Source organism: Kaistia sp. SLG-1 (assembly GCF_059699055.1).
The window spans coordinates 4,484,037-4,506,335 of sequence record NZ_AP048544.1 but is presented as its reverse complement, the minus strand read 5'-3'; the positions used below and the strand labels follow the sequence as shown (position 1 = coordinate 4,506,335).

Below are 22,299 nucleotides of genomic sequence, written 5' to 3'. Positions count from 1 at the left end.
GGGTTTCGGAACCATGCCGTATATGCAGGCGGCCCATGCATGAAATTTGTGCCCGAGGCGTAAAATCCGCTTGAATGTGAAGCGGGTTAAGCATACGTACCTCCTCGCCCAATTATCGCACGTGCCTGTGGTTGCGTGCCGACCGGTGGGGCTTCGGACAAGAGGCCGAAGCGACGCCCAAGATCCTCCGCAAGAGGGTCCCAGGAGTTCGGGAGCAATCCCGAGAAAGGTCGGCAGCCGGAAAGCGAAACCGGTGAACTCCGTCTCCGCGGAGGACGCGACTTGAAGCAACGACGTAGCGGGCTTTTTTGGTCTCTGCCGGCTCTCCAAAGGCCGTGGTCACTGAAGAGGCACTACATCCTTGCCGGGCGTGCGGATCGGGTCTCCCGTTCCAAGCGAAGGCAGCGCTCACGATGAACGCTCCCGTTCGTCCAAGCGACTGCTACCCGCGAAAACTGCCGGCTCACCCCGGCAAAAACGGCTCGTCGTCACCGTTCCGATCGCGTCCATAGCGATTGGCGCGAGGGCTGCGCTCCGGTTTCGTCATCGCTTTCGCAACGCTTTTTGGCCCTGGCCGGCCGACGGGGAGACCCTCCAAATGACCGCACGCATCATCGACTTCCTCAACACCCGACGTCCCGACGGCCCCTGCCTCGTGGTCGATCTCGATGTCGTGCGGGAAAATTATCTCGCCTTCGCGCATGCGCTGCCCGACACCCGCGTCTTCTACGCGGTGAAGGCCAACCCGGCGCCGGAAGTGCTGTCGCTGCTCGCCTCGCTCGGCTCGAACTTCGACTGCGCCTCGGTCGCCGAGATCGACATGGCGCTGGCCGCCGGCGCGACCCCCGACCGCATCTCCTTCGGCAACACGATCAAGAAGGAGCGCGACGTCGCCGCCGCCTTCGCCCGCGGCATCGACCTCTATGCGGTCGACTGCGAGGCGGAAGTCGAGAAGGTCGCCCGCGCCGCTCCCGGCACCCGCGTGTTCTGCCGCATCCTCTGCGACGGCGCCGGCGCGGAATGGCCGCTGTCGCGCAAGTTCGGCTGCGAGCCCGAAATGGCCGTCGGCGTGCTCGAGCATGCGCATCGTCAGGGTCTGCGCGCCTATGGCGTGTCGTTCCATGTCGGTTCGCAGCAGGCGAACACCGAGGCCTGGGACAGCGCGCTGGCGTCGGCCGCCGGCATTTTCCACACGCTCGCCGAGCGGGGCATCCAGCTTCAGATGGTCAATCTCGGCGGCGGCTTCCCGACTCGGTATCTCAAGGAGATCCCGGGCGTGGAGAACTATGCCTCGTCGATCGACGCCGCGCTGAAGCGCCATTTCGGCAACCGCATCCCGGAGACGATCATCGAGCCGGGCCGCGGCATGGTCGGCAATGCCGGCATCATCAAGACGGAAGTCGTGCTGATCTCGAAGAAGAACGACACGGACGACATCCGCTGGGTCTATCTCGACATCGGCAAGTTCGGCGGCCTCGCCGAGACGATGGACGAATCGATCCGCTACCCGATCCGCACCGCGCACGACCACGACGAGAAGACGCCCTGCGTGCTCGCCGGCCCGACCTGCGATTCCGCCGACGTTCTCTACGAGAAGACGCCGTATCACCTGCCGGTATCGCTCTCGATCGGCGACGAAGTGCTGATCGAAGGCACCGGCGCCTACACGACGACCTATTCGGCCGTCGCCTTCAACGGCTTCAAGCCGCTCGAAGCCTTCGTGATCTGAAGGACTTCACCGATGATCCATATCGACGTGGAGGCGCCGGGCGAAGCCGGCGCCCGAGAGCTGCTGCTTGACCGGACCATGGGCCCGGATCGCCATCTGAAGTCCTCGGAGCGGCTGCGCGAGAACCGCCTGCCGGCCTCCGGGCTCGCGCTCGTCGCCCGCGACGGCGACGAGATCGTCGGCACCGTCCGGCTCTGGAACGTCCAGGCCGGCGGCCGCGACGCGCTGCTGCTCGGCCCGCTCGCGGTCGCGCCGGAGCGCCAGAGCGAGGGCCTCGGCGGCAAGCTGATGCGGGCGGCGCTGAACCGCGCCGCGATGTTCGGCCATGCCGCCGTCATCCTGGTTGGCGACGCCGAATACTATGCGCGCTTCGGTTTTTCGACCGCGGCGACGCAGCGCCTGATGATGCCCGGGCCGGTCGACCGCAAGCGGTTCCTGGCCCTGGAACTCCGGGAAGGCGCGCTCGACGGCGCCGCCGGAATGCTGGTCGCGACAGGCGACTGGTCGGCCCCGCCGCTCGCCGGGCCGGACTTTCCGATGGTTGCAAGCCCTTCCGGGCTCGACCTCGTCGACGCAAGCCGCTAGGTTCCCCGCACCAAACCGGTCGTGGATGGAAGGGCATATGCCCCTCCATCCACGGCTTTTTGTTTGTCATGAAGGAAGGGTACGGTACCCCACTTGTTGATTTCGACCTTGAGGAGTGTCTCGCAATGACGAATTGGCCTGTCTACGGTCGCATCTCCGGCCCCGTGGTCATCATAGGCTTCGGTTCGATCGGACGCGGATTTCTCCCGCTGCTGAAGCGCCATTTCGCCCTGGACCAACCCCAGATCACGATCATCGAGCCGACCGACGAAAACGCCGGCCTGATGGCCACTTTCGGCGTCAAACACGTCAAGGTCGCACTCACGCGTGAGAATTACCGGGAAGTCCTGACGCCGCTTCTGACGAGCGAGTCCGGCCAGGGCTTCTGCGTCAACCTCTCGGTCGATACGTCGTCGCTCGACATCATGAAGCTGGCCCGCGAGCTCGGCAGCCTCTACATCGACACCGTGATCGAGCCATGGCCCGGCTTCTATTACGACCACAAGGCCGATCCGGCGTCGCGCTCCAACTATGCGCTGCGCGAGGAACTGCTGGCCGAGAAGCGCGCCCATCCCGGCGGCCCGACCGCCGTCTCCTGCTCCGGCGCCAATCCCGGCATGGTCTCGTGGTTCGTCAAGCAGGCGCTGCTCGACATCGCCCGCGACCTCGGCATCGAGCATGACGAGCCGACGACAAGGCGCGAATGGGCGGCGCTGATGCACGCGACCGGCGTCAAGGGCATCCATATCGCCGAGCGCGACACCCAGCGCGCCCGCGTCGCCAAGCAGCTCGATACCTTCGTCAACACCTGGTCGGTCGAGGGCTTCATCTCCGAGGCGCTGCAGCCGGCCGAGCTCGGCTGGGGCACGCACGAGAACTGGATCCCGGCGCATGCCCGCACGCATGACACCGGCAGCGGCGCTGCGATCTTCCTGCTCGGCCCCGGCGCCGATACGCGCGTGCGTTCCTGGTGCCCGACGCCCGGCCCGCAGCTCGGCTATCTCGTGACGCATAACGAGGCGATCTCGATCGCCGATCACTTCACGCTGCGCGAGGGCGGCGAGGTGATCTACCGGCCGACCTGCCACTACGCCTACCATCCGTCGAACGACGCGATGCTGTCGCTGCACGAGATGTTCGGCCGCGCCGGCAAGCGGCAGTCGAAGATCCACATCCTCTCCGAGGACGAGATCATCGCCGGCCGCGACGAGCTCGGCGTGCTGCTCTACGGCCATGCCAAGAACGCCTACTGGTACGGCTCGCGCCTCACCATCGACGAGGCGCGCGAGAACGCGCCCTACCAGAACGCCACCGGCATGCAGGTCACCTCGGCCGTCGTCGCCGGCATGGCCTGGGCGCTGGCGCATCCGGATCGCGGCATCGTCGAGGCGGACGAGATGGACTACCACCTGTGCCTCCGGGTGCAGAAGCCGTATCTCGGCACCGTCGAGGGCATCTACACCGACTGGACGCCGCTCACCGACCGTCCCGGATTCTTCCCGGAAGACATCGACGAGAGCGATCCCTGGCAGTTCCGCAACGTGCTGGTGCACCAGCTCGGCTGACGTCGGCTGCTTCCTGTCGGAAGATCATCGAGACCGGGCCCCTGGCCCGGTCTTTTTTTATGCATTCGCGGGGGAGGGCGGCGCGGGGCAGGGCGCCGCGCCGGATGCTGTCGAAGGATTGGGCAGGGCGCTTCGCCGCCTCGACATGCATCAGCGTCATGTCTCGGCCCGGTGGCGGCCGCAATCGCGACCTGATCCCCGCCGATCCGCCGCAATCCGGCCGTATCCCTTAATGCTGCGCTGCAATATGACGCCAGAATTAATGCTGCTCTGCGTTAGGCGCATCGCTGGCATGAGCTTTTTCGCAGTGCTCAATTCGCTGGCAACCGCCTATATCAACGTCAACAAGAACGGCGACAGAGAAATCCGGCGCTAGTTCGACAGAGATCAGACCGAATTCAAAGGACATCCGAAAATGGCTCTCAATATCCTCGCTTCCTACAAGACCTGGCGCAAGTTCCGCGAGACCTACAACGAGCTCTCCCGCCTGAACAACCGCGAGCTTGCTGACCTCGGCATCCACCGCGGCGAAATCGAGCGGGTCGCCAAGCAGGCCGTCGGTTACTAAGACTTCTAAAGACTTCAAGGAATTCGCAGAGGACATCCCCTCCTCCCTCCGTTCTCTGCGATTGGCGCCGCGTCGACCTCCTCCCCGACAACGCGCCACCCTCTAAACGCCCGTCGACCTCCTCCCCGACGGGCGTTTTTCTTTTCCGCGCGAACCGCGTAAGACGCCGGCAGACGCGACCGTGTCGAGCTCTCGTACAGCTCCCGGTCGCGCGCCGGCGTCGCTCATTTCAGGGCCGGTTTTCCGGCCCGGCGCTCCGATCGCGCCCGCTTGTGACGCCTGTCACAGCCGCAGTTTAGAATGATTTTGACTCACCTTACGTAACGTCGTACCGCGGAGCCGAGGGGCGCTCGCGGGGCTGAGTCGGCCCCTGTCCGTCTGGAGGGACGACATGCCGAAAATCAGTCAGTGGTTCATCGGAACGGCCGTGATCTATGTCATCGTCGGCATGATCGGCGGCATCATCATGGGCGCGCAGCAGGACTTCTCGCTCGCTCCCGCGCATGCCCATCTCAACCTGATCGGCTGGGTGTCGCTCGCCCTGATGGGCTTCTATTACAACGCCAATCCCGCCAAGGCGGCGAGCCGGCTGGCGACGATCCAGTTCTGGGTCTCGACCATCGGCCTCTGGATCATGATCCCCGGCCTGGTGCTGACGCTGCGCGGCGCGCCGTCGGGAGAACCGATCGTCATCGCCGGCTCGATCATCACGCTGCTCGGCATGGTGCTGTTCGCCGTCGCCATCTTCGGCCGCACGCCAAGCCGGGCTTGAGGCTCTCTTTCACCTCTCCCCCAGAGAGGTGAGGGAAGGCGTTCCCTGGACCCTCCTTCGAGGCCCGGCTTTGCCGGGCACCTCAGGATGATGGTCGAGTTTTCGGGAGAAGATCAGCCGGCGAGATCGATCACGCCGGCTTCGCCGCCTTCGGTGCCGAAGGCGAGGCGGACGCCCTTCTTGTCCCAGGCGAGCGCGCTGACCGCGCCGCCTTCGCCGGGCTTGCGCAGGATCGCCTCGTCGCTGTCGGCGAAGCGGACCGCCAGCACCATGCCGTCCTTGTAGCCGATCGCCACGACCTCTTCGGTCGGGTGGCAGGCGACGAAGGTGACGACCTGGTCGCGGGTGCCAAGCTGCAGCGGCTGCTTGCCCATCGGGCCGTCCTTGAAGTGGAACGGCCAGAGCACGGCCATCTCCGCGCCCGAGGTCGCCAGGAAGCGGCCCTTGGGCGACCACGACATCGACTTCACCTTGCCGGGATAGCCCGACATCCGCATGTGGCCGCCGCCATCGGCGACGCGCCAGCCATGCAGCGAATTCTCCTGCATCGACGTGATCACGCTCTTGCCGTCCGGCGAGAAGGTGACGCCGAGATGCGAGCCCTTCCATTCGAAATCGATCGGCTTGGCGTCGGTGCCGATCCACCAGAGCGAGACGCCGTTGTAGCGCGCGACCGCGAGTCGGAGCCCCTTCGGCGCGAAGGCGAGGCCGGCGGCGGTGCGCTCGTGCTCGAGCACGCGCTCGCGCCCGTCGGCGAAACGGACGAAGACCTGGCGGCCGCTGGCATAGGCGATGACGCCGTCCGGGCCGCAGGCGACCTGGTCGATCCACTTCTTCGGCTGGCTCGCCAGTTCCGTGACCTTGCCGTCGGCGTCGATGGCGCAGACGCGGCCGTCATCGCCGGTGGTGATCAGCCGCGCGCCGTCCTGGGTGCGGGCAGCGGCGAGCAGGCCGCCGGAATGAACGCTGAGCTTTTCGGCCGAGGGGCCGTCGACCCGCGCGACGGCGCCATCGCCGAGCGCGAAGACGGGCTCGGCACCGAGAAACTGCGCCGCGACGACATAGGCGTCGAGAGGAAAGGACTGGATGGTGGGCAAGAGGCTCTTCCGGTCGATGTCGTGCAGGGCATTTTCGCGCGAGGAAAATGCCGGCCAGCTAGGTCGTCGATCGCCCCGGCCGGGGCCGGAGCGCTGCGTTCGGGAGGAATGCGGCCGTCAGGCCGCCGGCATCAGGCAGGCTTCGAAGCTCTTGCGCAGGGCTTCCTCGTTCAGCTTGCGGCCGATGAAGACGAGGCGGCTCTCGCGCTTCTCGCCTTCCGCCCACGGACGCTGGTGCGTGCCCTCGATGATCATGTGCACGCCTTGCAGCACGTAGCGGTCGGGATCGCGATCCATCGCCAGGATGCCCTTGAGGCGCAGGATGTTCGGACCTTCGACCTGCGTCACTTCCTGGATCCAGGGGAAGAACTTGTTCGGGTCGAGCTCGCCGCCGCGCAGCGAGACGCTGAACACCGATTCATCGTGGCGCGGATGGTGGTGGTGATGGTCGTGATCATGATCGTGGTGATCATGGTCATGATGATGGTGATCGTGGCCATGGTGGTCATGGCCGCAATTCTCGTCATGGACGTGCTCGTGATCCTCGCCCTCGAGGAATTCCGGATCGAGCGTCAGGATGCGGTCGAGGTCGAAGGCGCCGCGATCGAGCACCTTGGAGAGGTCGATGGCGCAGCGCTCGGTCCGGTGGATCGTCGCGTGCGGGTTGATGTCGCGGATGCGGCGCTCGACGGCGGCCAACTGCTCGGCCGAGACGAGGTCGGTCTTGTTCAGGAGGATGACGTCGGCGAAGGCGATCTGCTCTTCGGCTTCCGGCGCGTCGTCGAGCCGGGTCAGAAGGTTCATCGCGTCGGCGACGGTGACGACCGCGTCGAGGCGCGACTTGGCGCGCACGTCGTCATCCATGAAGAAGGTCTGCGCGACGGGGGCCGGATTGGCGAGGCCGGTCGTCTCGACCAGGATGCCGTCGAAGCCGCCGGGGCGCTTCATCAGGCCCTCGACGACGCGGATCAGATCGCCGCGCACCGTGCAGCAGACGCAGCCATTGTTCATCTCGTAGATCTCTTCGTCGCTCTCGACGATGAGGTCGTTGTCGATGCCGATCTCGCCGAACTCGTTGACGACGACGGCGTATTTCTTGCCGTGGTTTTCCGACAGGATGCGGTTCAGAAGCGTCGTCTTGCCGGCGCCGAGATAGCCGGTGAGCACGGTGACCGGGATCTGGGTTTCCGTCATGAGAGATCTCCGGCGCGGAGCATCAGCCCGCGCAAAAGGGGGGAATGGGTTGCCGCCTGATATAAGGGATGTCGGCGCCGATTGCGATGGGTCAGCGCTCGGGCGCTTCGCGCCTTAATTTAGAACGAATCTAATCTTGATCTGGTTGCGCCGCCGGCCGCCCGCCGGCCCGCCTGGAGAGAGACGCATGACTCGTTCCGATATTCGTGGCTATTCGCCCCTGCAGGTGGGCCTGCATTGGGTCATAGCCCTGCTGGTTCTGTTCCAGCTCGTCTTCGGCGAGAGCATGAGCCACGCCCAGCGCGCTGCCCTGCGCGGCACGCCCGTCTCCGCCTCGGATGCGGCGCTCGCGACGGCGCATTACTGGGTCGGGATCGCGATCCTGATTCTCGTCCTGCTCCGGCTCGCCCTTCGGCTGACCCGAAGCACGCCGCGCCCGCTGGAAACGGCGGGGCGCCTGGCCGCCCGGCTGGCGAGCGCCGCCCACGTCGCCTTCTACGTCCTCCTCGTCGCCGTACCGGTCACCGGGCTTCTCGCGATCTATGTCTCGCGGTCGTTTGGAGGCATCCACGAACTCGGCAAGCCGGCGTTCATCGTCCTGATCGCGCTGCATGCCGCCGCCGCGCTCTATCATCAGTTCTGGCTGCGCGACGGCACGCTGCGCCGGATGGTCGTCCCCGGCGCGCCCTGACGACTTCCGAGCCGTCTAGGACACCGGGTCGTCGCGCTCGACCGCCCAGCAGGCGACCTCCGTCTCGCCGTGCCAGCGAAGTTCCGGCCGGTCGACGCGGCATTTGTCGAAGGCGCGCGGGCAGCGCGGATGAAAGGCGCAGCCGCGCGGTGGATTGAACGGGGAAGGCAGCTCGCCCTTCAGGCGGATGCGCTCGCGCTGGCGCTCGGGATCCGCCATCGGCGTCGCCGAGAGCAGCGCCTGCGTATAGGGATGCAGCGGCTGCTCGAACAGCTTTTCACGGGGCGCGCGTTCGACGACGCGGCCGAGATACATGACCAGGATCTCGTCGGCCATGTGACGCACCACCGAGAGACCGTGCGAGATGAAGAGATAGGAGAGGCCGAGGCTCTCCTGCAATTCGACCAGCAGGTTCAGCACCTGCGCCTGCACCGAGACGTCGAGCGCCGAGACCGGCTCGTCGAGCACGAGGATCTTGGGCCGCAGCATCAGCGCGCGGGCAATCGCGATGCGCTGGCGTTGGCCGCCGGAGAACATGTGCGGATAGCGGTTGGCGTGCTCGGGGCGGAGGCCGACGCGCTTCAGCATGTCGAGCACGGCCGCCTTGCGGTCGGCGGCACTCATATCCCGGCGGTTGATCACCAGCGGCTCGGCCAGCGCGTCGAGGATTTTCTGGCGCGGATTGAGTGAGCCGTAGGGGTTCTGGAAGACGATCTGCACTTCCGAGCGCAGCTTCTTCAGCGCCGCCTTGTCGGCGGTGACGATGTCGGTGTCGCCGATGACGAGCCGGCCTTCGCTCGGCTCCTCGATCATCGTCACGAGGCGCGCGAGGGTCGACTTGCCGCAGCCGGATTCACCGACGACGGCGAGCGTCTTGCCTTCCTCGAGCGTGAAGCTCGCCTCGGCCAGCGCCCGGACGGTGGCGGCCGGCTTGAAGGCGCCACGACTCACCGAATAGAAGCGCGCCAGATGGCTCGCCTCGAGGACGACGGGCGCGTTCATGCTGCGACCTCCCTGCCTTCGGGGTGGGGATGGCCGATCGGCCGGCCATGCGTCAGCGGATAGTGGCAGAGCGCGAAGCCGGCGATCGCGCCCTGGCGCGGCGGCACCTTGGTGCGGCAGCGGTCGGTGGCGAAGCGGCAGCGTGGCTCGAACAGGCAGGCCGGCGGCCGGTCGAACTGCCCCGGCACGACGCCGGGAATCGAGGGCAGGAGCTTGCCCCTGGCGCGCTCCGGCAGGGCGGCCAGCAGCACCGCCGTATAGGGGTGATGCGGATCGGCGAAGAGCGGGCCGACTGGCTGCTCCTCAATCTTCTGCCCGGCATAATGCACCGAGACGCGCTCGGCCGTCTCGGCGACGACGCCCATGTCGTGCGTGATGAGGACGAGGCCGGTTTCGGTCTCGCGCTGCAGCGAGACGAGGAGTTCGAGGATCTGCGCCTGGATGGTGACGTCGAGCGCGGTCGTCGGCTCGTCGGCGATGATCAGCTTCGGCCGGCAGGCGAGGGCGATGGCGATCATCACGCGCTGGCTCATGCCGCCGGAGAGTTGGTGCGGGAAGGCGGAGAGCCGGCGCTCGGGATCGGGAATGCCGACGGCGTTCAGGAGCTCGATCGAGCGTTCGCGGCGCTCGCGCTTGGTGAGGCCGAGATGCGTCTTCAGGCTCTCGCCGATCTGGTAGCCGACCGTGAAGCACGGGTTGAGGCTCGACATCGGCTCCTGGAAGATCATCGCCATGTCCTTGCCGATCACCTTGCGCCGCTCGCGCGGCGTCAGCGTCAGCAGGTCCCGGCCATCGAAGGCGAGGGTCTTCGCCGTGACGGTGGCGGTCCAGGGCAGCAGCCCCATCACGGCCAGCATGGCGACCGACTTGCCGGATCCGCTCTCGCCGACGATGGCGAGGATCTCGCCGCGATCGACGCTGAGCGAGACGCCGTCGACGGCGCGGAACTGGCCGGAGCCGGTGCGGAAGTCGACGGTCAGGTCGTTGATTTCGAGAAGCGGCATGGTCAGCTCCTCCGCATCTTCGGGTCGAGCGCGTCGCGCAGGCCGTCGCCGACGAGGTTGATCGCGAGCACGGTGATCAGGATGGCGAGGCCGGGCTCGGTGACGATCCAGGGCGCCGATTGCAGGAATTCGCGCGCCGAGGCGAGCATCGCGCCCCATTCGGGCGAGGGCGGCTGGGCGCCGAGGCCGAGGAAGCCCAGCGCCGCCGCCTCGAGGATGGCGTTCGAGATGGTCAGCGCCGCCTGCACGATGATCGGCGCCATGCAGTTGGGCAGCACGGTGCGGAACATGATGCGGAACGTGCCGGCGCCGCCGACGCGGGCCGCCGTCACATAGTCGCGCGTCTTCTCCTGCAGCGCCGAGGCGCGGACCAGGCGGACGTAATAGGGCAGGTAGACCACCGTGATGGCGATGATCGTGTTGGTCAGGCTCGGGCCGATGATGGCGACGATGACGATGGCGAGCAGCAGGCTCGGCACCGACAGGATGACGTCCATCGCCCGCATGATGACGATCGACGGCCAGCCGGGCGCGAAGGCCGCGACGAGGCCGAGCGCGATGCCGGCCGCCATCGAGGCGACGACGACCGAGAGGCCGATGAACAGCGACAGCCGCGCGCCGAAGATCAGGCGCGAGAGCATGTCGCGGCCGATTTCGTCGGTGCCCAGCAGGAAGGCGCGGTTGCCCCCCTCGGCCCAGGCCGGCGGGATGCGGGTGAATTCGCGGAACTGCTCGTAGGGCGAATAGGGCGCGATCACATTGGCGAAGATCGCGACGAAGACGAGCAGCGACAGCAGGATCAGCCCGACCAGCGCGGCGCGGTTTTCGGAGAAGTCGCGGAAGAACGAGACGAACGGGCCGGGCGGCGCTTTTGGCCGCGGCGCGGCGGCGGTCGCGGTGCTGTCAGCGGGCATGGCGGATCCTCGGATTGAGCACGCCGTAGAGCAGATCGACGAGAATGTTGATCAGGATGACGATGCCGGAGACGAGCAGGATGCCGCCCTGCAGCACCGGATAGTCGCGGCGGTTGATGGATTCGATCAGCCAGGAGCCGACGCCGGGCCAGGAGAAGATGTATTCGGTCAGCACCGCGCCGGCCATCAGCGCTCCGACCTGCAGGCCGATCACCGTGACGACCGGGATCAGCGCGTTGCGGAGCGCATGCACGCCAACAACGCGGAACGGCGACAGTCCCTTGGCGCGGGCCGTGCGGACATAGTCCTCGCCGAGGATTTCCAGCATGGCCGAGCGGGTCATGCGGGCGATGGTGGCGAGCGGGATGGTGCCGAGCACGATGGTCGGCAGGATCAGATGCGACACCGCCGAGCTGAACGCGCCTTCCTCGCCGGAGAGCCAGCTGTCGATCAGCATGAAGCCGGTGACGGGCTCGAAATAATAGAGCAGGTCGATGCGGCCGGAGACCGGGGTCCAGCCGAGATTGACCGAGAACAGCAGGATCAGCAGCAGGCCCCACCAGAACACCGGCATGGAGAAGCCGGTCAGCGCCGCGCCCATCAGCCCGTAGTCGACGACGGTGCCCCGCCTTGTCGCGGCGATGACGCCGGCCGGGATGCCGAGGATGGTGGCGAACAGCATGGCGCTGATGGCGAGCTCCAGCGTCGCCGGGAACAGCGTCAGGAACTCGGTCAGGACCGGCGCGTGGGTCGAGGTCGAGGTGCCGAAATTGCCGTGCGCGAGCTGCCAGAGATAATCGAGAAACTGCTTCCAGACCGGCTGGTCGAGGCCGAGCTCGTGGCGGAACTGGGCGAGCCGTTCCGGCGAGATGCCACGCTCGCCGGTGCGGACCTCGATCGGGTCGCCGGGAACCAGGCGGATGGCGATGAAGGTCAGGAACGCGATCGCGATGAAGGTCGGGATGACGAGCAGAACCCGTCGAACAATGAAACCGAGCATTTTGGGGACCCGTGGTGGGCGAGCGCAGAGACTGCGCCGCCTGGTCCAGAAACAGATGACCGAAGCGGAGGGCGGTGTCGCCGCCGCCCGCTCCGGTATCGCCTGAGAGCCGTTACTTCAGCTCGACATCCGTGAACTCGTGCCGGCCGAGCGGGCTCACCTTGTAGCCGCTGACCTCCTTGCGCGTCGGTTCGAACACGACCGAGTGGGCGATCGGCATCACCGGATAGTCATCGTGCTGGATGACCTGCATCTCTTCATAGAGCTTGGTGCGTTCGGCCTTGTCGAACAGGGTCTTGGCCTTGTTCAGCCGGTCGTCGAACTCCTTGTTGCACCACTTGGAGAGGTTCTGGCCGCCGGGGCGCGCCGCCTCGCAGGAGAGCAGGAAGAAGAAGTTGTCGGGATCGCCATTGTCGCCGGTCCAGCCGAGCTGGCCCATCTGGTGTTCGCCCGCCTGCATGCGCTTGCGGTACTCGCCCCATTCATAGGAGACCAGATTGGCCTTGATGTTCAGCTTGGCGAGGTCGGCCTGGATGATCTCGGCGACGCGCTTGGCGTTCGGGTTGTACGGACGCTGCACCGGCATCCACCAGAGATCCGTCTCGAAGCCGCCCTCGAGGCCGGCTTCCTTCAGGAGCGCCTTGGCCTTTTCCGGATCGTAGTCGTAGTCGACGACCTTGTCGTTGTAGCTCCAGATCGTCGGCGGGATCAGGTTCTTGGCCGACTGGCCGGCGCCGAGATAGACGTCCTTGAGGATCGTGTCCTTGTCGATGGCATGCGCCATCGCCAGGCGGACGCGCTTGTCGTCGAACGGCTTCTTCTGCACGTTGAAGGCGAGGTAGCCGATGTTGAGGCCGGCCTGCTGCAACAGGTTGACGTTCGGGTCCTTGCCGATCGCCTCCAGGTCGGCAGGGTTCGGATAGGCCATGATCTGGCATTCGCCCTTCTGCAGCTTCGACCAGCGCGCCGTCGGATCCTTGGTGATCGCGAAGACGAGGCCGTCGATCTTGGGCTGGCCACCCCAATAGTCGGCGAACGCCTTGAAGCGGATCACGGAATCCTTCTGATAGGTGACGAAGGAGAAGGGACCGGTGCCGACCGGCACCTGGTCGAGCTGTTCCGGCGTGCCCGCCTTCAGCATCGCGTCGGCGAACTCGGCCGAGAAGATGGTGGCGAAATCCATCGCCAGATTGGCGAGGAAGGGTGCCTCGGGGCGGCTCAGCGTGAACTTGACCGTGTGGTCGTCGACCTTCTCGATCGACTTCAGCAGGTCCGGCATGCCCATGTCGTTGAAGTAGTCATACGCGCCGCCGGAGACCTTGTGGTACGGGTTGTCCGTCTTCCACTGGCGCTCGAACGAGAACAGCACGTCGTCGGCGTTGAAGTCGCGCGTCGGCGTGAAGGTCTTGGTCGAGTGGAACTTGACGCCCTTGCGCAGGTGGAAGGTGACTTCCGTGCCGTCGGGCGAGATGTCCCAGCTCTCGGCCAGCGCCGGGACGACATTCGTCGTGCCGGGCTCGAACTGGACCAGCTGGTTGAAGGCCGGCCGCGCCGCGTCGAGCGAGGTGCCGGTCGTATTGATCTGCGGATTGAAGTTCTCCGGGCTGCCTTCCGAACAGTAGACCAAAGTCTTGGCCCCGGCGGCGGAAGCGAGACCCGTGACAAGCATGGTCGCCGCCAACAGGCGGACATAATTCTTCATTCCGGAACTCCCCTGGCTTGCGCTTTCCAAAGCGCTTTAAGCCCGCCCCGCAGCTGGATTCCTTGCTGGAACCTCTCGTGGGCGGAAAGCCACAGTCGAGCCGAGCCGAAGCGCTATTGCAAGAGGGATTTTTGCCGGTTGATCAAAGATTGAGCGCGCCGCGCACCTTGGCGACGATCGCCGCCGAGGAGCGGTGGTGGGATTCGAGCGTCAGGTCGGCGATGCGCGGCGTCAGCAATAAATTGGGGACGGCGGCGAAGATCGAGCCGGCCTCGAAGGTCAACGGCTCGGTCTCGAAGCCGTCGAAGGCGGCGCCGCGCAGGCGGTCGATCGACAGCATGTTGGCGACGGCCGCCTCGTCGACGATGCCGCCGCCGCCGACCGAGATCAGCACGGCTCCGGACTTCAACCGCGACAGCGCCGTCGTGCCGAGCTTGCCGATGAATTCCGGCCGCGCCGGCAGATGCACGCTGACGACGTCGGCCTCGGCGAGGAGCGGCTCAAACTCCACCCGCTCGATGTCGTTCCAGGCCGGATGGGTCGGCTTCAGGAACGGGTCCCAGGCGATGACCCGCATGCCCAGCGCGCGCGCCCGCGTCGCCGCGGCGCGGGCGCCGAAATCGAGGCCGACGAGGCCGAGCGTGCGGCCGCCGATCTCGCGGCCGACGAGATGGCCGCGCGGCCACTTGCCGGCCATCACGTCACGCGCCGAGAAGAAGGCGCCGCGCACCAGCATCATGGCGCTGGCGATCACATACTCGCCGATGGCGTCGGCCATCATGTCGGGCGAGCGGACGATCGAGACGCCGCGCGCCTCGCAGCCGAGAAGATCGATATTGTCGGAGACGGCGCCGATCTGCCCGATCACGCGCAAATCGGCCGCCTTGGCGAGCAGCGGAATGTCGACGACCGTCCGGTCGCGGATCAGCAGCGCCTTGGCCTGACGGATGACCTTCGTCAGGCCGGGCGGGTCCATCCCCAGCGTCGGCTCGTACAGGACCTCGAAGTCGCGGGAGAGATCCGCGACCGCGTTTTTGTGCATGAACTCGGAAATTACGATGTCGACCACGCCCGCCCCCGGACATGCGCTCAGGCCAATGCTGTCGCAATGCCCCGCATGCTAGCAACAGACGGCCGGCTTTCCCAAGCGTTTTCCGAAAGGCTGCCGACCGGTCAGGCAGGCGAAGTCCAGAGCCGGCCGAGGTCGAAGCGCGCCATCTCCTCGAGCAGCTCGACGAAGGCGGCGGCCTGGTAGTCGACCATCAGCTTGCCGCGCTCGGCGGTGGCCCGCGAGGCGTTGCCGACGGCGCCATGCGGGTTCAGGTCCTGCGCCTTCCAGGCGGCGCGCGCCGGGGCGCCGTGGAAGCGCAGGCGCTTGAATTCCTTCAGCAAATCGAGCTGGGTCGAGCGGAAATCCTCGGCCTTGTCCATCTTCACGAGGTCGGGCCGGAAATGCAGCATGATCGAGGTTTCGACGTCGCCGCCATGGATGCCGTAGAGATATTCCTCCTCCGGCACCAGGCCCTCCGGCTCGCCGACGGCGGTCCAGCCGGTCGAGACCACCAGCATGCCGTACTTGATGCGCAGCTCGCGGGCGATGATCTCGGAGGCCGGGATGTTACCGCCATGCGAGGTGACGAGGACGAGCTTCTTCACGCCGGCCCGGGCGATGCTGTCGCCGATCTCCAGCCACATGCGGATGACGGTTTCCCAGGTGAAGGTGAGCGTGCCCGGCGACGAGATGTGCTCGTTCGACTTGCCGATCGACTGCACCGGCAGGAAGGTCGCCGGCAGGCCCTCGGGCAGCAGCTCGACGACGCGCTTGACCATGCCTTCGCCGATGCAGGCGTCGGTGAAGACGGGCAGATGCGGGCCGTGCTGCTCGATGGCGCAGATCGGCAGGACCGCGATCCAGTCCTTGTCGCCGCCCAGGAAGTCGGGCGCCTGCATTTCATGCCAGTAGGGGCGGGGAAGGGACATCGGAAGTCTCTTTTCTCGGTGGCTTGTTCTGCTCCCTCCCCCTTGTGGGGAGGGCGGGGTGGGGGTACCAGCGCCGGCCTCGGGCGTTGGCGATACTGAGCAAGCGCAGGTCAGTCTTTCAAGGGGGGAGGAGGTACCCCCTCCCTAACCCTCCCCACAAGGGGAAGGGAATCCGCCTGCGCCTTCCTCGGCTTTAGAGAGCCTCCAGGAACTGTTTGGAGGCCTGGTGGTGTTCGTGACGGAGGCGCGCCAGGTCGACGCCGACCGGCTGGCCGTCCTCGACCCGCCATTCGCCCTGGACCATGACGCGGTCGGCGGCATGCGCGCCGCAGAGCACGAGGGCGGCGATCGGGTCGCCGGCGCCGGAAAAGCGCAGTTCGTCGAGGTTCCAGAAGGCGAAATCGGCCTGCTTGCCGACGGCGATGGCGCCGATGTCGTCGCGGCCGAGGCAGCGGGCGGAGCCCTCCGTCGCCCAGCGCAGCACGTCGCGATCCGTCACCGCCTCGGCGTCGTAGCGGAGCCTCCCGATCATCAGCGCGTGGCGCGCGGCTTCGATCAGGTTCGAATTGTCGTTGGAGGCGGAGCCGTCGACGCCGAGGCCGACCGGGCATCCCGCCGCTTCCAGCTCCTTGGTCCGGCAGATGCCGGAGGCGAGCACCATGTTGGAGGTCGGGCAATGGCAGATGCCGACGCCGTGCCGGCCGAGCTTTTTCACCTCGGCATCGTCGAAATGGATGCCATGCGCCAGCCAGGTCCGGTCCGAGAGCCAGTGGCATTCCTCGAGATAGTCGACCGCCGACATGCCGTGCTTCTCGCGGGCGAAGTCCGCTTCCTGCTTCGTCTCGACGAGATGGGTGTGCAGCCGGCAATCATGCTTTTCGGCCAGCGCCGCCGTCTCCCGCATCAGCCGCAGCGAGACGTCGAAGGGGGCGCAGGGGGCGAGCGCAACGCGGGTCATCGCACCGTCGGCGCGGTCGTGATAGCGGGCGATGACGCGCTCGCAATCGGCGAGGATGGCGTCGGTGTCCTGGATGGCGCCGCCGGGCGCGACCGCCTGGCTGTCGGCCTCGGCCGTATCGCCGACGACGTCGAGCGCGCCGCGCGAAAGCGTCATCCGAAGGCCGACGGCGGCGGCTTCCTCCGCCTCGATGTCGAGCGCATGCTCGAGCCCGGCCGGGAACATGTAGTGGTGATCGGAGGCGCAGGTGCAGCCCGACAGCATCAGCTCGGTCGCCGCGAGGCGGGCGGCGAGGCGGAAATTGTCGGCGTTCACATGTTTGGTCCAGATCGGATAGAGCGATGTGATCCAGGGCCAGAGCGACTTGTTGATCCCGGCCGGATGCGCCCGCGTCATCGTCTGGAAGAAGTGATGATGCGTGTTGACGAGGCCGGGCGTCACGACGTGGCGCGAGGCGTCGAAGATCTTCTGCACCGGGTGCAGCGGCTCGGCGCCCTTGCCGACGAGCTCGACGATCCGGCCGTCCGCGATGACGACGCCGCGTTCGGCGCCGTCCGCCAGCACGGCGATCGGATCGCGGAGCCAGACCCGCCCGGCGTTCGTCGCGGTATTGCTCATGACCGCTTCCGTCCTTCTCAGTCGACCCTGGCGGCGACGGCTTCGATCTCGACCAGGAATTCCGGCCGGGTGAAGCCCGAGACGATGTAGAGCGTCGAGGCGGGCAGCGGCTCGACGACATAGCGGTCGCGCACGTTCATGTAGCGGCGCATGTCCTCGCGCCGCGTGACGAAGGCATTGAGGCGGACGATGTCGGAAAGATCCATGCCGCCCTCGGCGAGGATCGCGCGGATGTTCTCGAAGCAGATCTCCGCCTGCTCCTCGATGTCCTCCGGCACGCTGTCGTCGCTTCGGATGCCGAGCTGGCCGGAGGTGAAGATGAACCGGCTTCCCGCCGGCGCCTGGACGCCGTGGCTGTAGCGGCCGAAGGGCGGGCGGATGGTCTTCGGGGTCAGGGAATCGTTCATCCGCGCGGGGCTCCGGTTCGGCGTAAGGGAATGGAAAGGGTAGGGGGGCGATAGCATCGCTGGCAAGGCCATGCCGCTTCGCCGGTAGCGCATGTTCCACCGCGACGTTTCGACGGAAGCGCTCAATTTCTCGGCCTCTGCCGCTATCTTGGGCAGGCTTCGTCGCATAATATGCGGGCACTTCCCGACGTCTGAGCGGACGGCACTATCGGCGCAGGCGCACAAGCGGCCGGCGTGGCATGCGTTTTGCGACGACGAAGGCCGGTCGAAGCGCCGGGAAGCAAGGAACCGGGGCGCATCGGTTCGGGGAAAAAACTGGGGGCGACCGCCGAGGCTGTCGCGACAAGGGGAAGGCGTAGACGACATGACATCGCTCAAGACAAGGTTCATCGGCATGGCGGCCGGCGCGGCGGCAGTGGCTTTTTCCGGCCAGGCCTTCGCGCTCGATGAGGTCTCCTTCGGCACCAACTGGCTGGCCCAGGCCGAGCATGGCGGCTTCTACCAGGCCGTCGCCGACGGCACCTACGAGAAGTACGGCCTCAAGGTGACGATCGTGCAGGGCGGACCGCAGGCGGCCAACCGCCAGCTGATGCTCGCCGGCAAGACGCAGTTCAACATGGCCGGCAACCTGGTTGAGACCTTCGCCGCCGCCGACGAGGGCATTCCGCTGGTCGAGGTCGCCGCGATCTTCCAGAAGGAACCGCAGGTCATCATCGCCCATCCGGACGTCGAGAAGTTCGAGGATCTGGCCAAGCTCGACACGCTGCTTCTGTCGAAGGACGGCTACGCCTCCTACTTCCAGTGGATGAAGGAGGCTTTCCCGGGCTTCCGCGACGAGCAGTTCAAGCCCTACACCTTCAACCCGGCGCCGTTCCTTGCCGATCCGAAGTCGGCGCAGCAGGGCTACATCACCTCCGAGCCGTTCGAGATCGCCAAGCAGGCCGATTTCAAGCCGAAGCTGTTCCTCCTCGCCGATGAAGGCTTCAGCACCTATTCGACCCTGATCGAGGCGACGCAGGAATATGCCGACGCCAATCCCGACATCGTGCAGCGCTTCGTCGATGCCTCGATTGTCGGCTGGTACAACTACCTGTACGGCGACAACAAGGCTGCCAACGACCTGATCAAGAAGGATAATCCGGAAATCACGGATGAGCAGATTGCCTACACGATCCAGACCATGAAGGACTATGGCCTGGTCGATTCCGGCGACACGCTCGACAAGGGCATCGGCTGCATCACCGACGCGCGGGTCAAGGATTTCTACGAGAAGATGGTCAAGGCCAAGGTCACCAAGGCCGATCTCGACCTGTCGAAGGTCTACACGACCAAGTTCACCTGCAAGGGCGTCGGCAAGGAACTGAAGAAGTAAGGGCGTCACGCCTCCAGGCATTGCCGGGCTCCGGCCCGGCAATGCCATTGCCTGATTGGCCATCGCCCATTTGGCCATCGCCAGTTTGATGGCGCGTTTCGCCACTTAAGTTGAGGAAACGGATTTCTTGTCTCTCGCAACCAGTAGCCCGCCATCCGCCGCGTCCGGACGGCCCATCGTTCGTCTCGAACACATCTCGAAGACGTTTTCGAACGGGACGATCGCGCTGAAGGACATGTCGCTGACGATCCGCGGCGGCGAGTTCATCAGCCTTCTCGGTCCGTCGGGTTGCGGCAAGTCGACCGCGCTCAGGATGCTGGCCGGCCTCGGCGAGCCGTCCTCGGGCAGCATCGTCTGGCCGGACGAGGGCGCGAAGGCGGCGAAGAAGGGCAGCGAGGGCGAGATCGGCTTCGTGTTCCAGGAGCCGACGCTGATGCCGTGGGCGACGGTGTTCAAGAATGTCTGGCTGCCGCTGCGTCTGAAGGGCGTCTCGCAGGCCGAAGCGCGGCCGCGCGTCATGGAAGCGCTCGAGATGGTCGGCCTCGACAAGTTCGTCGATTCCTATCCGCGCGAGCTTTCCGGCGGCATGAAGATGCGCGTCTCGATCGCCCGCGCGCTGGTGACGCGGCCGCGCATCCTCTTGATGGACGAGCCCTTCGCGGCGCTCGACGAGATCACCCGCCAGAAGCTCAACGACGACCTGCTCCGGCTCTGGGAGCAGTTCGGCTGGACGATCGTCTTCGTCACCCATTCGGTTTTCGAATCCGTCTACCTGTCGAGCCGGATCGTCGTCATGGCCGCGCGCCCCGGCCGCGTCATCGACGAGATCGAGGTCGATGCGCCGCATCCGCGCGGCATCGGCTTCCGCACCTCGCAGGCCTATGGCGAGTATTGCCGCCGGACTTCGGAATCCCTTCTTTCCGCCATCGGAGCGGCAGACCACCTATGACCAGCATCGACCAGGGCCCCGCCGCGACCCCGACCGCGCAGGCCGCCGCCCATGAAGACACGCCGCCCGCGCCGATCCCGACCATGCCCGTCAGCGAGCGCATCCTCCGCGTCCTCATCCCGCTGGTGATGCTGGCCATGCTGATCGGCCTCTGGGCCTGGTATGTCGCCGCCTACAACATCCCGAAATACATCCTGCCCGGGCCCGATCTCGTCGCGCAGTCGCTGATCAAGGACTGGCCGATCCTCGGCACGGCGCTGCTGGTGACGCTGAAGATCACCTTCCTGGCGCTCGCCATCGCGCTGGTCGGCGGCGTCGCGCTCGCCATCCTGCTCACCCAGTCGAAATGGATCGAGCTGGCGCTGTCGCCCTACATGGTCATCCTGCAGGTGACGCCGGTCGTCGCCATCGCGCCGCTCATCCTCATCTATGCGCCGTCGACGCAGTCGGCGCTTCTGATCTGCGCCTGGATCGTCGCCTTCTTCCCCGTGCTCTCCAACACGACGCAGGGCCTGAAGAGCACCGACCATAATCTGCTCAACCTGTTCGAGCTCTACGGCGCCAGCCGCTGGCAGACGATGATCCACCTGAAGCTGCCGGCAGCGCTGCCCTATTTTCTCGCCGGTCTCCGGATCGCCGGCGGTCTCGCGCTGATCGCGGCCGTCGTCGCCGAATTCGCCGCGGGCTCCGCCGGCGCGGGCTCGGGCCTCGCCTTCCGCCTGCTCGAATCGCAGTACCGTCTCAACATCCCCCGCCTGTTCGCCGCGCTGATCCTGCTCTGCGCCACCGGCGTCGTGATCTATGGCGCGACCAGCCTGATCTCGCATCTGCTGCTGCGCCGCTGGCACGAAAGCGCGATCCGGCGGGAGAATTGAGATGACGAAGGGTTTTGCTGCGCTTCCGGATGCGGATCGCTATGTGCTCGCCAACGCCACCTTGCCCGCCGTGACCGTCGACGGCTTCGACGGCCGCGACGTCGGCGAGGGGCTGATGCGGGCCGACATCGTCGTCGCCAACGGCAAGATCGAGGCGCTGCGGCCTGCCGGCAGCGTCGACGACGCACCCGTCTTCGATCTCGATGCCGGCCAGGTCTGGCCCTGCTTCGTCGACATGCACACCCATCTCGACAAGGGCCATATCTGGGCGCGGCGCGAGAACCCGACCGGCAGCTTCGCGGACGCGCTCGCCGCGGTCGACGCCGACCGCGAGGCGCACTGGACGACGGAAGATGTTCGCGCGCGGATGGAGTTCTCGCTCCGCTCGGCCTATGCGCATGGCACAAGGCTGATCCGCACCCATATCGACTGCGTGCCGCCGCAGTTTCCCGCGTCCTGGCCGGCCTTCGCCGAGGCGCGCGACGCCTGGGCCGGCCGTGTCGACCTGCAGGGCGTGGCGCTGTCGCCGATCGAGCTCTATCTCGACGAGACGGTGCGCGCGCGGCTCACCAATGTCGTCGCCTCCTATGGCGGCGTACTCGGCGGCTTCACCTACATGACGCCGGGCCTCGACACCGCGCTCGACCATCTCTTCGCCATGGCGTCGGAAAACGGCTTCGACATCGACCTGCATGTCGACGAAACCGCCGATCCCAACGCCCGCTCGCTGGCGGCGATCGCCAACGCGGCGATCCGCACCTCCTATGAGGGGCAGGTCACGGTCGGCCATTGCTGCTCGCTCGCCCGCCAGGACGAGAGCGAGGCGGACCGGACGATGGATCTCGTCGCCGAGGCGGGTCTCGCCGTCGTCTCGCTGCCGATGTGCAATCTCTATCTGCAGGACCGCCATCCCGGCCGCACGCCGCGCTGGCGCGGCGTGACGCTGCTCTCCGAGATGGAGGAGCGCGGCATCCGCGTGGCGGTCGCCTCCGACAATACGCGCGACCCGTTCTACGCCTATGGCGACCTCGACGCCGTCGAGGTTTTTCGCGAGGCGGTTCGGATCCTGCATCTCGACCACCCGCTCGACGGCGCCGCGCGCGTCGTCACCACCAACCCCGCCGCCATCCTGCGCCGCTCCGATCTCGGGCGGATCCGGGCTGGCGATCCCGCCGATCTGGTGTTGTTCCGGGCCCGCAGCTGGTCCGAATTCCTGTCGCGCCCGCAATCCGACCGCATCGTTTTGCGCCAGGGCAAGGCGATCGACCGGACATTGCCCGATTATCGTGAACTCGATTCCCTGTTTGGACACTGATC

General features: G+C 66.4%; 21 protein-coding genes. 10 read left to right on the top strand and 11 right to left on the bottom strand.

The annotated features are described in order from the left end of the window. Window positions 1-598 precede the first annotated feature (598 nt). The 5 genes from AC6HZP_RS20980 to AC6HZP_RS20960 all read left to right on the top strand — a co-directional run bounded on the left by AC6HZP_RS20980 (window position 599) and on the right by AC6HZP_RS20960 (window position 5,219). Window positions 599-1,729: a type III PLP-dependent enzyme gene (locus AC6HZP_RS20980; RefSeq protein ID WP_497524398.1), complete on the top strand. Its 1,131-nt coding sequence runs from the start codon at window positions 599-601 to the stop codon at window positions 1,727-1,729. Between the two features lie 12 nt (window positions 1,730-1,741). Then, the gene (locus AC6HZP_RS20975; RefSeq protein ID WP_497524397.1) at window positions 1,742-2,314 is read left to right on the top strand and encodes a GNAT family N-acetyltransferase; all 573 of its coding nucleotides are present in this window, start codon (window positions 1,742-1,744) and stop codon (window positions 2,312-2,314) included. A gap of 125 nt (window positions 2,315-2,439) precedes the next feature. Next, window positions 2,440-3,879 carry a homospermidine synthase gene (locus AC6HZP_RS20970; RefSeq protein WP_201400870.1) on the top strand — a complete coding sequence of 480 codons (1,440 nt, stop codon included), beginning with the start codon at window positions 2,440-2,442 and terminating at the stop codon, window positions 3,877-3,879. A 415-nt stretch (window positions 3,880-4,294) separates the two neighbouring features. Further along, window positions 4,295-4,447, top strand: coding sequence for a DUF1127 domain-containing protein (locus tag AC6HZP_RS20965; protein ID WP_201400869.1), 153 nt, complete (start codon window positions 4,295-4,297; stop codon window positions 4,445-4,447). A gap of 391 nt (window positions 4,448-4,838) precedes the next feature. Next, on the top strand, window positions 4,839-5,219 hold the full coding sequence (locus AC6HZP_RS20960) for a hypothetical protein (protein WP_201400868.1): 381 nt from the start codon (window positions 4,839-4,841) through the stop codon (window positions 5,217-5,219). Window positions 5,220-5,332: 113 nt separating this feature from the next. On the opposite strand, the gene AC6HZP_RS20955 is transcribed toward AC6HZP_RS20960, so the two are convergent. Together AC6HZP_RS20955 and AC6HZP_RS20950 are read right to left on the bottom strand one after the other, a co-directional pair. Further along, window positions 5,333-6,316 carry a WD40 repeat domain-containing protein gene (locus AC6HZP_RS20955; protein WP_497524396.1) on the bottom strand — a complete coding sequence of 328 codons (984 nt, stop codon included), beginning with the start codon at window positions 6,314-6,316 and terminating at the stop codon, window positions 5,333-5,335. Window positions 6,317-6,433: 117 nt separating this feature from the next. Continuing rightward, on the bottom strand, window positions 6,434-7,510 hold the full coding sequence (locus AC6HZP_RS20950) for a CobW family GTP-binding protein (RefSeq protein WP_497524395.1): 1,077 nt from the start codon (window positions 7,508-7,510) through the stop codon (window positions 6,434-6,436). A gap of 187 nt (window positions 7,511-7,697) precedes the next feature. Here AC6HZP_RS20950 and AC6HZP_RS20945 point away from each other — a divergent pair, with 187 nt between their 5' ends. Beyond that, window positions 7,698-8,201, top strand: coding sequence for a cytochrome b (locus AC6HZP_RS20945; protein ID WP_497524394.1), 504 nt, complete (start codon window positions 7,698-7,700; stop codon window positions 8,199-8,201). A 15-nt stretch (window positions 8,202-8,216) separates the two neighbouring features. On the opposite strand, the gene AC6HZP_RS20940 is transcribed toward AC6HZP_RS20945, so the two are convergent. From AC6HZP_RS20940 to AC6HZP_RS20900, 9 genes are all read right to left on the bottom strand, one after another. Further along, a complete protein-coding gene (locus tag AC6HZP_RS20940; RefSeq protein ID WP_497524393.1) occupies window positions 8,217-9,203 on the bottom strand; it encodes a dipeptide ABC transporter ATP-binding protein in 987 nt (328 codons plus the stop codon). Then, window positions 9,200-10,207 carry an ABC transporter ATP-binding protein gene (locus tag AC6HZP_RS20935; protein ID WP_497524392.1) on the bottom strand — a complete coding sequence of 336 codons (1,008 nt, stop codon included), beginning with the start codon at window positions 10,205-10,207 and terminating at the stop codon, window positions 9,200-9,202. Before AC6HZP_RS20935 ends, AC6HZP_RS20940 begins: the two co-directional genes overlap by 4 nt. Window positions 10,208-10,209: 2 nt before the next feature. After that, a complete protein-coding gene (locus tag AC6HZP_RS20930) occupies window positions 10,210-11,121 on the bottom strand; it encodes an ABC transporter permease subunit (protein ID WP_201400862.1) in 912 nt (303 codons plus the stop codon). Beyond that, complete coding sequence (locus AC6HZP_RS20925) at window positions 11,111-12,121, bottom strand: ABC transporter permease subunit (RefSeq protein ID WP_497524391.1); 1,011 nt, start codon at window positions 12,119-12,121, stop codon at window positions 11,111-11,113. The genes AC6HZP_RS20930 and AC6HZP_RS20925 overlap by 11 nt, the downstream gene beginning before the upstream one ends. Window positions 12,122-12,233: 112 nt before the next feature. Beyond that, a complete protein-coding gene (locus AC6HZP_RS20920) occupies window positions 12,234-13,823 on the bottom strand; it encodes an ABC transporter substrate-binding protein (RefSeq protein WP_497524390.1) in 1,590 nt (529 codons plus the stop codon). A 142-nt stretch (window positions 13,824-13,965) separates the two neighbouring features. Beyond that, the gene (locus AC6HZP_RS20915) at window positions 13,966-14,892 is read right to left on the bottom strand and encodes an NAD(P)-dependent oxidoreductase (protein WP_497524389.1); all 927 of its coding nucleotides are present in this window, start codon (window positions 14,890-14,892) and stop codon (window positions 13,966-13,968) included. Between the two features lie 104 nt (window positions 14,893-14,996). Further along, window positions 14,997-15,803: a creatininase family protein gene (locus AC6HZP_RS20910; protein WP_244669588.1), complete on the bottom strand. Its 807-nt coding sequence runs from the start codon at window positions 15,801-15,803 to the stop codon at window positions 14,997-14,999. A 193-nt stretch (window positions 15,804-15,996) separates the two neighbouring features. After that, window positions 15,997-17,379: an 8-oxoguanine deaminase gene (locus AC6HZP_RS20905; protein WP_497524388.1), complete on the bottom strand. Its 1,383-nt coding sequence runs from the start codon at window positions 17,377-17,379 to the stop codon at window positions 15,997-15,999. Between the two features lie 17 nt (window positions 17,380-17,396). Further along, window positions 17,397-17,786, bottom strand: a complete 390-nt coding sequence (locus tag AC6HZP_RS20900) for a RidA family protein (protein WP_201400857.1) — start codon at window positions 17,784-17,786, stop codon at window positions 17,397-17,399. Window positions 17,787-18,150: 364 nt separating this feature from the next. On the opposite strand from AC6HZP_RS20900, the gene AC6HZP_RS20895 reads away from it, so the two are divergent. The 4 genes from AC6HZP_RS20895 to AC6HZP_RS20880 all read left to right on the top strand — a co-directional run bounded on the left by AC6HZP_RS20895 (window position 18,151) and on the right by AC6HZP_RS20880 (window position 22,297). After that, on the top strand, window positions 18,151-19,158 hold the full coding sequence (locus tag AC6HZP_RS20895) for an ABC transporter substrate-binding protein (protein WP_244669587.1): 1,008 nt from the start codon (window positions 18,151-18,153) through the stop codon (window positions 19,156-19,158). Window positions 19,159-19,285: 127 nt separating this feature from the next. Then, on the top strand, window positions 19,286-20,107 hold the full coding sequence (locus AC6HZP_RS20890) for an ABC transporter ATP-binding protein (RefSeq protein ID WP_201400856.1): 822 nt from the start codon (window positions 19,286-19,288) through the stop codon (window positions 20,105-20,107). An 83-nt stretch (window positions 20,108-20,190) separates the two neighbouring features. Next, window positions 20,191-20,982 (top strand): ABC transporter permease, encoded by a 792-nt coding sequence (locus AC6HZP_RS20885; RefSeq protein WP_244670003.1) that lies wholly within the window; start codon window positions 20,191-20,193, stop codon window positions 20,980-20,982. A gap of 1 nt (window position 20,983) precedes the next feature. Next, window positions 20,984-22,297, top strand: a complete 1,314-nt coding sequence (locus AC6HZP_RS20880) for a cytosine deaminase (protein ID WP_497524387.1) — start codon at window positions 20,984-20,986, stop codon at window positions 22,295-22,297. Window positions 22,298-22,299 lie beyond the last annotated feature (2 nt).

Excerpts from the sequence above, each read along its gene's own strand:
- AC6HZP_RS20980 (WP_497524398.1), top strand. The coding sequence starts at position 599 with ATGACCGCACGCATCATCGACTTCCTCAACACCCGACGTCCCGACGGC.
- AC6HZP_RS20975 (WP_497524397.1), top strand. The coding sequence starts at position 1,742 with ATGATCCATATCGACGTGGAGGCGCCGGGCGAAGCCGGCGCCCGAGAG.
- AC6HZP_RS20970 (WP_201400870.1), top strand. The coding sequence starts at position 2,440 with ATGACGAATTGGCCTGTCTACGGTCGCATCTCCGGCCCCGTGGTCATC.
- AC6HZP_RS20965 (WP_201400869.1), top strand. The coding sequence starts at position 4,295 with ATGGCTCTCAATATCCTCGCTTCCTACAAGACCTGGCGCAAGTTCCGC.
- AC6HZP_RS20960 (WP_201400868.1), top strand. The coding sequence starts at position 4,839 with ATGCCGAAAATCAGTCAGTGGTTCATCGGAACGGCCGTGATCTATGTC.
- AC6HZP_RS20950 (WP_497524395.1), bottom strand. The coding sequence starts at position 7,510 with ATGACGGAAACCCAGATCCCGGTCACCGTGCTCACCGGCTATCTCGGC.
- AC6HZP_RS20945 (WP_497524394.1), top strand. The coding sequence starts at position 7,698 with ATGACTCGTTCCGATATTCGTGGCTATTCGCCCCTGCAGGTGGGCCTG.
- AC6HZP_RS20940 (WP_497524393.1), bottom strand. The coding sequence starts at position 9,203 with ATGAACGCGCCCGTCGTCCTCGAGGCGAGCCATCTGGCGCGCTTCTAT.
- AC6HZP_RS20935 (WP_497524392.1), bottom strand. The coding sequence starts at position 10,207 with ATGCCGCTTCTCGAAATCAACGACCTGACCGTCGACTTCCGCACCGGC.
- AC6HZP_RS20930 (WP_201400862.1), bottom strand. The coding sequence starts at position 11,121 with ATGCCCGCTGACAGCACCGCGACCGCCGCCGCGCCGCGGCCAAAAGCG.
- AC6HZP_RS20925 (WP_497524391.1), bottom strand. The coding sequence starts at position 12,121 with ATGCTCGGTTTCATTGTTCGACGGGTTCTGCTCGTCATCCCGACCTTC.
- AC6HZP_RS20920 (WP_497524390.1), bottom strand. The coding sequence starts at position 13,823 with ATGAAGAATTATGTCCGCCTGTTGGCGGCGACCATGCTTGTCACGGGT.
- AC6HZP_RS20910 (WP_244669588.1), bottom strand. The coding sequence starts at position 15,803 with ATGTCCCTTCCCCGCCCCTACTGGCATGAAATGCAGGCGCCCGACTTC.
- AC6HZP_RS20905 (WP_497524388.1), bottom strand. The coding sequence starts at position 17,379 with ATGAGCAATACCGCGACGAACGCCGGGCGGGTCTGGCTCCGCGATCCG.
- AC6HZP_RS20900 (WP_201400857.1), bottom strand. The coding sequence starts at position 17,786 with ATGAACGATTCCCTGACCCCGAAGACCATCCGCCCGCCCTTCGGCCGC.
- AC6HZP_RS20895 (WP_244669587.1), top strand. The coding sequence starts at position 18,151 with ATGACATCGCTCAAGACAAGGTTCATCGGCATGGCGGCCGGCGCGGCG.
- AC6HZP_RS20885 (WP_244670003.1), top strand. The coding sequence starts at position 20,191 with ATGCCCGTCAGCGAGCGCATCCTCCGCGTCCTCATCCCGCTGGTGATG.
- AC6HZP_RS20880 (WP_497524387.1), top strand. The coding sequence starts at position 20,984 with ATGACGAAGGGTTTTGCTGCGCTTCCGGATGCGGATCGCTATGTGCTC.